Origin of the sequence: Roseomonas sp. 18066, assembly GCF_902706185.1 — a bacterium.
GTDB lineage: Bacteria > Pseudomonadota > Alphaproteobacteria > Acetobacterales > Acetobacteraceae > Pseudoroseomonas.
Genome location: NZ_CACSJM010000194.1, coordinates 1 through 9,633, shown reverse-complemented (window position 1 = coordinate 9,633; position 9,633 = coordinate 1). Strand labels below are relative to the sequence as shown.

General features: G+C 72.2%; 10 protein-coding genes. 4 read left to right on the top strand and 6 right to left on the bottom strand.

Annotated features, from left to right (window positions below):
• Window positions 1-186: 186 nt before the first annotated feature.
• Complete coding sequence (locus GVN67_RS26035; protein ID WP_160000237.1) at window positions 187-507, bottom strand: glycosyl transferase family 39; 321 nt, start codon at window positions 505-507, stop codon at window positions 187-189.
• Between the two features lie 122 nt (window positions 508-629).
• Here GVN67_RS26035 and GVN67_RS26030 point away from each other — a divergent pair, with 122 nt between their 5' ends.
• Window positions 630-1,550 (top strand): LysR family transcriptional regulator, encoded by a 921-nt coding sequence (locus tag GVN67_RS26030; RefSeq protein ID WP_160000236.1) that lies wholly within the window; start codon window positions 630-632, stop codon window positions 1,548-1,550.
• Here the strand turns inward: GVN67_RS26030 and GVN67_RS26025 are convergent.
• The 4 genes from GVN67_RS26025 to GVN67_RS26010 are packed head-to-tail and all read right to left on the bottom strand — an operon-like array spanning window position 1,547 to window position 4,301.
• Complete coding sequence (locus GVN67_RS26025; RefSeq protein WP_160000235.1) at window positions 1,547-1,894, bottom strand: antibiotic biosynthesis monooxygenase; 348 nt, start codon at window positions 1,892-1,894, stop codon at window positions 1,547-1,549. The genes GVN67_RS26030 and GVN67_RS26025 overlap by 4 nt on opposite strands.
• Window positions 1,895-1,921: 27 nt before the next feature.
• A complete protein-coding gene (glp, locus tag GVN67_RS26020) occupies window positions 1,922-3,169 on the bottom strand; it encodes a gephyrin-like molybdotransferase Glp (RefSeq protein ID WP_160000234.1) in 1,248 nt (415 codons plus the stop codon).
• Complete coding sequence (mobB, locus tag GVN67_RS26015) at window positions 3,157-3,657, bottom strand: molybdopterin-guanine dinucleotide biosynthesis protein B (protein ID WP_160000233.1); 501 nt, start codon at window positions 3,655-3,657, stop codon at window positions 3,157-3,159. The genes glp and mobB overlap by 13 nt, the downstream gene beginning before the upstream one ends.
• Before the next feature lie 53 nt (window positions 3,658-3,710).
• On the bottom strand, window positions 3,711-4,301 hold the full coding sequence (locus tag GVN67_RS26010) for a molecular chaperone (RefSeq protein ID WP_160000232.1): 591 nt from the start codon (window positions 4,299-4,301) through the stop codon (window positions 3,711-3,713).
• Between the two features lie 134 nt (window positions 4,302-4,435).
• Here GVN67_RS26010 and GVN67_RS26005 point away from each other — a divergent pair, with 134 nt between their 5' ends.
• The 3 genes from GVN67_RS26005 (at window position 4,436) to GVN67_RS25995 (ending at window position 8,703) form a co-directional block, all read left to right on the top strand.
• Entirely contained in the window at window positions 4,436-5,443 is a 1,008-nt protein-coding gene (locus GVN67_RS26005) for an NADP-dependent oxidoreductase (RefSeq protein ID WP_160000231.1), read from the top strand.
• Between the two features lie 122 nt (window positions 5,444-5,565).
• Window positions 5,566-5,967: a CopD family protein gene (locus GVN67_RS26000; RefSeq protein WP_160000230.1), complete on the top strand. Its 402-nt coding sequence runs from the start codon at window positions 5,566-5,568 to the stop codon at window positions 5,965-5,967.
• 153 nt (window positions 5,968-6,120) lie between these two features.
• Complete coding sequence (locus GVN67_RS25995) at window positions 6,121-8,703, top strand: cation:proton antiporter (RefSeq protein ID WP_160000229.1); 2,583 nt, start codon at window positions 6,121-6,123, stop codon at window positions 8,701-8,703.
• Here the strand turns inward: GVN67_RS25995 and GVN67_RS25990 are convergent.
• Window positions 8,700-9,428: a pirin-like bicupin family protein gene (locus GVN67_RS25990; protein WP_160000228.1), complete on the bottom strand. Its 729-nt coding sequence runs from the start codon at window positions 9,426-9,428 to the stop codon at window positions 8,700-8,702. The two genes, GVN67_RS25995 and GVN67_RS25990, sit on opposite strands and share 4 nt — an antisense overlap.
• Window positions 9,429-9,633 lie beyond the last annotated feature (205 nt).

Below are 9,633 nucleotides of genomic sequence, written 5' to 3'. Positions count from 1 at the left end.
GCCTGGGCCGGGGGTGGGGGTGGCGGTGTCCTGGTCCATCATCCTGTCATCCGCGGTGGATGCCGGCGGCTAACGCATTCCGGCGCCGGCCAGCTTGACAGTTCGATGACGTTTTCCAGGGGCGGGACAGCCGAACGCCGGGGCCCTCGCGGACCCCGGCGCCGTCATCGCAACCGAGCCGAAGAATCAGCCGCGGATCGGGCCGGTGCCCGGGCCGCCGAAGGCGGAGGCCGAGTTGCCCACCACCGCCGGCAGCGCGCCGCGCGCCTGGGTCACCGCCGCCGGCGCCGCGGCCGTGGCGCCGGAGGGGCCGGCCGAATTGCCGATGCGCAGCGACGGCGCCGCCTCGGCGCTGCGGGTCACCGGCATCGAATAGGCGAAGGGGCTGCCGGTGGCCGAGGCGTTGTTGGTGTTCTCCATCAGGTCGCGCGCCTGGGACAGGGCCGGGGCGACCACCGCGAGGCCGGCTGCGAGGAGCAGGGCGCGGGACAGGGTGGAAGTCGACATATCTTTGTTCTTTCACTTGACTGGCGGGCAGTCGGGCTGCCTTGCGGCGGGAGATGGCGCTATTATCCATCCTTGGTAAGGTGAGTTTTCTGATTTCGGCTATCAGCTCAGGTGATGGAAAAATGGATCCGCTGACCCTTGACCAGCTTCGTGTCCTGGTCGCCGTGGCCGATAGCGGCGGCTTTTCCGCCGCGGCGCGGCGGCTGGGCCGGGCGCAGTCGGCGATCAGCCAGAGCATCCAGGCGCTGGAGGCGCATCTGCGCCTGAAGCTGTTCGACCGCAGCACCAAGCTGCCGAAGCTGACCGAGCCGGGCCAGGCGATCCTGGCCGAGGCGCGTCGCCTGCTGAAATCGGCCGAGATGCTGCGCGCGCGGGCCGACAGCATCGCCGGCGGGCTGGAGGCGGAGCTGACCATCTCGGTCAACCCGCTGCTGCCCTCCGCCCCCGCCATGCGGGCGCTGCACGGGCTGAAGAAAGAATTCCCGACGCTGCCGATGACGCTGCTGACCGAGGGCATCGGCGCGCCGGAGCGGCACCTGCGCGACGGGACCGTGCAGCTGGCGATCTATCCGGTGGAGGAGATCGCCCATCTCGACCTGGAGGCCGAGCTGCTGATGATGGTCGAGCTGGTGCCGGTGGTGCTCGCCAGCCACCCGCTGGCCGCCGAGCCCGGCCCGATCAGCCGCGCCACCATCGCCGACCATGTGCAGCTGATCCTGACCGACGGCTCGCCGCGCGGCGGCTGGACGAAGGGCGTGCTCAGCCCGCGCACCTGGCGCTTCGCCGACCTCAACACCCGGATGAATTTTCTTCTCGAGGGCTTCGGCTGGTGCCACATGCCGAAGCATGTGGCGGCGCCGCTGATCGCCGAAGGCCGGCTGAAGCGCCTGCAGATGCAGGAGCATGACGGCTTCACGCTGGCGCTGCATGTGGTGCATGAGCGCGGCCGCCCGCCCGGCCAGGCCGGCCGCTGGCTGATCGCCCGGCTGAAGCAGGAGCTGGCGGAGGCCGCCCTCTGCCCGCCGGTGATCCCCGAGGCTTAGGCCTCCGGGGAGATCATCGCCGCGGCCCCCGGCAGGGCGACCGTCTGGATGACGTCGAAGCCCTCGAAGGAGGGCGGGCCGAGATAGAGCGGCTTGCTCTGCCCGGCGCCGCGATGCGCCATGCGGAAGGCCTCGGACTTGGTCCAGGCCTCGAAATCCGCGCGGCTCTGCCAGATGGTGTGCGAGGCGTAGAGGGAATGATCCTCCCGCGCCGGGCCGCGCAGCAGGTGGAACTCGACGAAGCCGGGCACCTTGTGCAGGTGCGATTCCCGGCTGGTCCAGACCGTCTCGAAATCGGCTTCCAGGCCCTTGATCACCTGGAAGCGGTTCATCGCCACGAACATTCTTTTTCCAGTCCTGCCAACAAAGATTCAAAAGGCGCCGGCGAAGGGCAGCACCGTGACGCGGTCGCCCGGGGCGACCTCGGTCAGCGCTTCCGGCAGCTCGGCGAAGGCGTCGCTTTCCACCAGCGTCGACAGCAGCCCGGCGCCCTCGCGCAGGAATTTTTCCGCCCGCGGCAGGCCGCCGGTCTGCACCAGCCGGACGCGCAGATATTCCCGCCGCCCCGGCTTCTTGCGATGCGCGAAACCCGCCTCGGCGACGAAGCGCGGCAGCGGCCGGGGCGTGGCGCCGGCCAGCCGCAGCACCAGCGGCCGCGCCAGGTGCAGGAAGGTGACGAAGGCCGCCACCGGATTGCCCGGCAGCCCCAGCACCGGCGTGCCCGCCACCACCCCCATCGCCGCCGGCTTCCCCGGCTTCACCGCCAGCTGCCAGAAGACCAGGCTGCCGGCCGCCGCGATGGCGCCGCGCAGATGGTCCTCCTCGCCCTGGCTGACGCCGCCGGAGCTCAGCAGCAGGTCATGCCCGGCCGCCGCCTCGCGCAGGGCGGCGGCGGTCGCCCCGGCGCGGTCCGGCAGCAGGCCGAGATCGACGGCCTCCACCGGCAGGCTGGCCAGCAGCGCCAGCAGGGCGAAGCGGTTGGCGTCATAGGTCTGCGCGGCGCCCAGCGGCGTGCCCGGCGCCGCCAGCTCGTCGCCGGTCGAGAAGACGCCGACCCGCACCCGCCGCCGCACGGCCAGCCCGGGCAGGCCCAGCGCCGCGGCCAGCGCGATCGCCGGCGGGTCCAGCAGGCGCCCGGCCGGCAGCGCCAGCGCGCCCTGGGCCAGGTCCTCGCCGGCGGGGCGGCAATTGGCGCCAACCGCCAGGCCGGGCGGCAGCAGGACGGCGCCGGGCGCCAGCCGCGCATCCTCCTGCATCATCACCGTGTCGGCGCCGTCCGGCATGGCGGCGCCGGTCATGATCCGCCGCGCGTGGCCCGCGGCCAGGGGCGCCGCCGCCTGCCCCGCCGGCTGCCGCCCGGACAGGGGCAGCCGCGTCTCGGCGCCGGCGGCCAGGTCGGCATGGCGGAAGGCATAGCCGTCGACGGCGCTGTTGAAGAAGGGCGGCAGCGGCTGCGGCGCGTGCAGATCCCGCGCCAGCACCCGGCCGCGCAGCTGGGCCAGGGGACAGAAAGCCTCGCCGGTGACGGGGGGCACCCGCGCGGCGATCAGCGCCGCCGCCGCCTCGACCGAGAGCAGCGCCTCGCCGGCCGCGAAGCAGTCGTCCTTCAGCTGCGCCATGGCGCGGCATATCGCTGGACGAAGCCGGCGACGGCCTCGATCTCCTCCAGCCCGGCCTGCGGCAGGCCGGCCGGGTTCGGCGCATCGGCGACGACGGCGCGGATCATCGGGTCTTCGGGATGCAGCCAGGGCTTCTGGTTGGCATCGCGATGCACCTCGATCTTCGGATGGGCGTCGCGCTTGAAGCCCTCGACCAGCACCAGGTCGACCGGGGCCAGCTGCGCCAGGAGCGCCTCCAGCGTCGGTTCCGGCGCGTCGCGCAGCTCGGTCATCAGCGCCCAGCGCTGGCTCGACGCCACGAGCACCTGCGCCGCCCCGGCCTGGCGGTGCAGCCAGCTGTCCTTGCCCGGCTGGTCGACATCGAAGCGGTGATGCGCGTGCTTGACCGTGGAGACCCGCAGCCCCTGGCCGATGAGGCAGGGGATCAGCTTGGCCAGCAGGGTCGTTTTGCCGGCGCCACTCCAGCCGGCCAGTCCGATCAGGCGCATGGCCCTGGGCTTATCCCCTGGGCGCGGCCGAGGGAAGCCCGCGCCGCGTCACCTCACCCGGCCGCGACCGGCCCGGCGGCTTCCTCCACCGCCAGCGCGGCCAGGCCCAGCGCGCCGATGGCGGCGTAGAATTCGGCGCCCTCCACCGCGGCCAGGCCAGCGAAGCAGCGCCCGGCCCAGGGCGCCAGGAAGCCAGCGAAGAAGGCCGCTTCCTCCCCCGGACTCGCCGGGAAGACGCCGGCGATCAGCCCGGCCAGGGTCTCGCAGAGCAGGCCCAGATGGTCCGCCGGCTCCGCCACCCCTTCCGCCCGGCCGACGCCGAGCGCCGCCAGCCCCGCCTCCAGCGGCGCGCCCGACACGCCGCCATGGTCGCGCGCCAGCAGCGACAGCCCGGCGAAAGCCTGGGCGAAACCCGCCTCGGTCGCGACGGTGTCGGTCTGCCGCGCGGCGCGGGCCAGCCGGGCATAGGCCTGGCCCAGCAGCCGGTCCGGCAGGCCGTGCAGCCCGCGCAGGCTGGCCAGCAGCGGCCCGTCCGGCGGCGCCACCAGCAGCCGCCCCAGCAGCGCGAACAGCCGGGCCCGCTCCAGCGCCAGCAGGTCGAGATCCGGGGCAAGATCGGGGGCCGGCCCGGCGGGGGAGGTCATGCTGCGTCCGCATCCGTCGAAGAAAGGGGGGGCCTGCTGGCCTGCCGCCTCCTTGTGCCGTTCGGCCCCGAGGCTTGGCAAGCCTACCGGCAGGGACAAAACTGCCGCCCGACCGCATCTCAGGAGAGACGCCCGTGACCAAGCCTGACGCCAATCCGCAGATCCTGCTCAAGGCCCGCCCCGCCGGCCGCCCCGGCCCGGAGCATTTCGAGCTCGTCGAGACCGCCATCCCCAGCCCCGGCCGCGGCGAGGTGCTGCTGCGCCACCGCTTCCTTTCGCTCGACCCCTATATGCGCGGGCGGATGGACGACACCCATTCCTACGCCGCGCCCGTGGCCCTCGGCGGCGTTATGGAGGGCGAATGCGTCGCCGAGGTGCTGGAAAGCCAGCATGACGGCTTCGCCCCCGGCGACTGGGTGCGTGGCGCCCGCGGCTGGCAGGGCTTCTCCGCCGCCCATGGCAGCAGCCTGGTGAAGATCCCGAAGGATGGCGGCGGCGTGTCGCATTCCGCCTATCTCGGCGTGCTCGGCATGCCCGGCACCACCGCCTGGGTCGGCATCACCGAGATCGGCCGGCCGAAGCCCGGCGACGTCTTCGTGGTCAGCGCCGCCTCCGGCGCCGTCGGCGGCGTCGCCGGCCAGATCGCGAAGAAGATGGGCTGCCGCGTCATCGGCATCGCCGGCGGCGCCGAGAAATGCCGCTACGTCAAGGAAGAGCTCGGCTTCGACGACTGCCTCGACCATCGCGGCGACCTGCCCGCCGCCCTCGACGCCGCCTGCCCGGACGGCATCGACGTCTATTTCGAGAATGTTGGCGGCCCGGTGCAGGAAGCCGTCTTCCCCCGCATGCGCGCCTTCGGCCGCATCGCCTTCTGCGGGTCGGTCGCCACCTACAACACCCGGCCGCTGCCGCCGGGACCGAACCTGTCGATCATGACCCGGCGCAAGCTGACGCTGCAGGGCTTCATCGTCTCCGACCACCCGCTGGCCTGGCCGGTCTGGCGCGAGCGCGGGGCGGCCTGGCTCAAGGAAGGGACGCTGAAGTTCAAGGAAGATGTCGTCGAGGGGCTGGCCAACGCGCCGAGCGCCTTCGTCGGGCTTCTCGAAGGCAAGAACTTCGGCAAGCTGGTGATCAAGATCTGAAGAAAGTTCCGGGGGAATGAATTCCCCCGGACCCCCTTCTGTTTCTATCTGTGCTGCCGCGTCAGCGTGGACAGGCGGGGCCCCTGCCCCCCCACACGCCCGCGACCTGGAGGGGATACCCCATGGACGGCTACCTGCTGCTGCGCGCGCTCCATATCACCGCCGTCGTCGCCTGGATCGGCGGCATGCTCGCCAACAGCCTGACCCTCGCCCACGCCCAGAAACACCCGACCGTCCTGCGCGCCATGCACCTGTGGGACAGCCATGTCTCCAACGGCGCCATGGCCCTGACCTGGATCCTGGGCATCACCCTGGCCATCCAGGGCGGCTGGTTCAGCCAGGGCTGGCTGCACGTGAAGTTCCTGATCGTCCTTGCGCTCTCGGCCCTGCACGGCATGCAATCGGCCGGCCTCCGCCGCCTGTCGAACGGCGGCAAGCCGCCCCGCGCCATCACCGCCAAGCCCTGGCTGCCGCTCGGCGCCCTGCTGGTCATCGCCCTGCTGGCGGTCACCAAGCCCTTCTGAAGCCGCCGGCAACGGCGGGTAAGACAATGAAACGGCCCGGGCCATGCTGGCTTCCCGCCCCATATTCGCCTTGAAGCCGCCGGATACCGGACCGGACACCCCCGCAGACCCCGGCACCGCCCCATGGTGCCGGCCGAACTGAAACTGACAAAAATGCTGACGACGCTGCCCCACACGCTGCTGGCCATTGCCCTGCTGCTGATCGTCGTCAGCGCCATCCAGCCCCTCGCGCGATGGCTGATGCTGTCCAGCACCGTCATGCTGGCCGTGGTCGGCGTGCTGCTGGGCGGCGGCGCCACGCTGCTGCTGAACCTGCACCATGGCGGCGACGCGCTGACCGAGGCGGCCGGCATGCTGATCCACATCCCGGTCAACGCCGAGGTCTTTCTGTTCATTTTCCTGCCGATCCTGGTGTTTCACGGCGCCTTGTCGATCGACGTGCGACGGCTGGCGCGGGACTGGGCGCCGGTGCTGGTCATGGCGGTCGTCGCCGTCGTCGTGACCACGGCGGCGATCGGCTTCGCGCTGGCCCCGATCTCCGGCGTGCCGCTCACCGCCTGCCTGCTGCTCGGCGCCATCGTCGCCACCACCGACCCTTCCGCCGTCGTCGGCATCTTCCACGAGATCGGCGCCAACAGCCGGCTGACCCGCCTGGTCGAAGGCGAGAGCCTGCTGAACGACGCCGCCGCCATCTCGATCTTCACCATCCTGCTGGCGCAGCTGACCGGCCAGCACCCGGCCGCCCCGCTGGAGGCGGCGCTGACCTTCCTCGGCTCCTTCGGCGGCGGGCTGCTGGTGGGCTTCGTGCTGGCCCGGCTGATGCTGGCCGTGCTGCCCTGGCTGGGCGGCAACCGCACCGCCGAGGTCACCCTGACCCTCGCCTTGCCCTATGTCGCCTACATCCTCTGCGACGAGGTCTTCGGCTTCTCCGGCGTGGTGGCCGCCGCCGCCGCGGGGCTGACGGTGTCGGCCGTCGGCCCCTCCACCTTCCGGCCGCAGAGCTGGCAGTTCCTGCAGGATATCTGGGCGCAGCTGTCCTTCTGGGCCAGCTCGATGGTCTTCATCCTGGCCTCGATGCTGGTGCCGCGGCTGATGCTGGGGATGGAGCAGCACGACCTGCTGCTGATCGGCGTCACCATCCTGGCCGCGACCGTGGCGCGCGCCGCCGTGCTGTTCGGCGTCATGCCGCTGCTGCTGGTGCTGCGCCTGTCGCAGCGCGTGCCGATCCCCTTCAAGGTCACCATGCTGTGGGGGGGCCTGCGCGGCGCCATCACTTTGGCCCTGGCGCTGGCCGTCACCGAGAACGGCGCCGTCCCCTCCCAGGTGCAGCAATTCGTCGCCATCGTCGCCACCGGCTATGTGCTGTCGACCCTGCTGGTGAACGGCACCACGCTGCGCTTCCTGGTGCATTGGCTGAAGCTCGACCGGCTGTCGCCCGCCGACCAGGCGCTGCGCAACCAGGTGGTCGCCATCGGCCTGGGCGAGGTGCGCGACAAGCTGCGCAACACCGCCGCCGATTACGGCTTCTCGGCGCCGCCGACCGCGCATGTGGTCGAGATGTACGACCGCCGGGTGAAGGTGGAGACCGCCGCCAACACCTTCGACACCGCCATCAGCGACCGCGAGCGCGTCATCCTCGGCCTGATCACCTTCGCCAGCCAGGAACGCTCCGTGCTGCTGGCGCTGTTCGAGGAGCAGGGCCTGTCCCGCCGGGTCATGGAAAGCCTGCTGTGGAACGCCGAGAGCATGATCGACGGCGCCCGCAGCGAAGGCCGCCTGGGCTATATTCAGGCCGCCCGCCGCCGGCTGCAGCCCGGGCCGCGCTTCCATGTCGCGCAATGGCTGCACCGCCAGTTCCGCATCGACAAGCCGCTGATGCATTGCATGGCCGAGCGCTTCGAGACGCTGCTGCTGACCCGGCTGGTCTCCGTCTCCATGTCGCGCTTCATGCGGCGGCGGATGGAGCCGGTGCTGGGCGAGCGCGTCACCGAGGTCGTCTCCGACATTGTCGCCCGCCGCGAGGACCTGCTGCAGGACGCCATGGACACGCTGCGCCTGCAATATCCCGGCTATGCCGAGGCGCTGGAGACCCGGCTGCTGCGCCAGCTGGGCATCCGGCTGGAGGCCGAGGAATACGACACGCTGAAACGCGAATCCCTGGTCGGCGAGGAGCTGCACGAGGAGCTGATGCGCGGGCTGGAGACGATGCGCCAGCAGATCGCCCGGCCCTTGCAGTTCAACATCCAGTCCGGCCTGGACCAGCGCATCGCCGAATTCCCGGTCTTCGCCGGGCTGCAGGACGCGCTGCTGCACGACCTGGCGATGAACGTCACCAGCCGCTTCGTGGTGCCGGGCGAATGGATCTATCGCCGCCGCCACCGCGCCGGCTCGGTCTATTTCATCAGCCGCGGCGAGGCGAGCCTGCAGCAGGATGGCCGCGAGGTGCTGCTGACCCATGGCGACGTCCTCGGCGAGGCGGAGGTCATCCATCCGGGGAATGTCCGCTCTGGCCGCCGCGCCGGCCGGGCGCGGGCCACCAGCTTCTGCCACCTGCTGGAGCTCAGCGCCGCCGATTTCCGCCGCCTCCTGGCCGAGGCCCCCGAGCTCGCCCGCCGCATCGAGCGGCTGGCCGAGCAGCGCGGGCCGGGGGAGGTGGTGGCGGCCCCGCCGGAGGCGCTGCCGGCACCGGGACCGATGCCGGCGGCCCTGCCCGTGCCGGCGGCGCGGGAGATCTAGGCGGCCGCCGCCAGCCGCTCCGGCGCCGTCTCCACCAGCACCAGCTCCGCCCCCTCGCCGCCGGCGACCAGGGCCAGCACCTCCGCCCCCTCGATCGCCGCGGCATCGCGCTCGCCGAGGCTCTCGCCGTTCAGCGTGACGCTGCCGCGGGCCACGACCAGGTAGCCCAGCCGCCCGGCGCCGATCGTGGCCGTCGTCGCCTCCCCGGCCGCGAGCCGCGCCGCCAGCACCGCCGCATCGGCGTTCAGCGGCAGCGCCCCGCCGCCGGCCTCGGCGTCGCGGCCGCTGGCCAGGGTGACGAAGCCGGCGCCGGCCTCGCGCGGGAAGGCGCGGCTGCCCCAGCTCGGCGCGATGCCGCGCTGGTCCGGCGTGATCCAGATCTGGAACAGCGTCGTGGTCTCCGGCTCCAGGTTGTATTCCGCATGGGTGATGCCGCGGCCGGCCGACATCACCTGCACGTCGCCGGCCTCGGTGCGGCCCTGGTTGCCCAGGTTGTCGCGGTGGCTGATGGCGCCCTGCCGGACGAAGGTCACGATCTCCATGTCGCGGTGCGGATGCGGGTCGAAGCCGGTGCCCGGCGCGATGGCGTCGTCGTTCCAGACGCGGATGCGGCCCCAGCCGTTCCGCCCGGCCTCGCGGTAGGCGCCGAAGGCGAAGTGGTGGCGGGCGGACAGCCAGCCATGCTCGGCGCGGCCCAGGCTGGCGAAAGGACGGATCTCGATCATCGGGGAAGGCTCCTGCGCGGCGGGGTCGCCGTCTCTGGCCCCAGGGATAGGCCGCGGCCGCCACGCCCGGCGATGCAGCCGCCTGGATCACCGCCATCACGCCGGGTGATGGCGGCCGCGGCCTATCCCTGGGGCCAGAGACGGCGACCCCGCCGCGCAGGAGCCTTCCCCGATGATCGAGATCCGTCCTTTCGCCAGCCTGGGC

Coding starts and splice junctions, on each gene's coding strand:
- GVN67_RS26035 (WP_160000237.1), bottom strand. CDS start 507: ATGTCGACTTCCACCCTGTCCCGCGCCCTGCTCCTCGCAGCCGGCCTC.
- GVN67_RS26030 (WP_160000236.1), top strand. CDS start 630: ATGGATCCGCTGACCCTTGACCAGCTTCGTGTCCTGGTCGCCGTGGCC.
- GVN67_RS26025 (WP_160000235.1), bottom strand. CDS start 1,894: ATGTTCGTGGCGATGAACCGCTTCCAGGTGATCAAGGGCCTGGAAGCC.
- glp (WP_160000234.1), bottom strand. CDS start 3,169: ATGGCGCAGCTGAAGGACGACTGCTTCGCGGCCGGCGAGGCGCTGCTC.
- mobB (WP_160000233.1), bottom strand. CDS start 3,657: ATGCGCCTGATCGGACTGGCCGGCTGGAGTGGCGCCGGCAAAACGACC.
- GVN67_RS26010 (WP_160000232.1), bottom strand. CDS start 4,301: ATGACCTCCCCCGCCGGGCCGGCCCCCGATCTTGCCCCGGATCTCGAC.
- GVN67_RS26000 (WP_160000230.1), top strand. CDS start 5,566: ATGGACGGCTACCTGCTGCTGCGCGCGCTCCATATCACCGCCGTCGTC.
- GVN67_RS25995 (WP_160000229.1), top strand. CDS start 6,121: ATGCTGACGACGCTGCCCCACACGCTGCTGGCCATTGCCCTGCTGCTG.
- GVN67_RS25990 (WP_160000228.1), bottom strand. CDS start 9,428: ATGATCGAGATCCGTCCTTTCGCCAGCCTGGGCCGCGCCGAGCATGGC.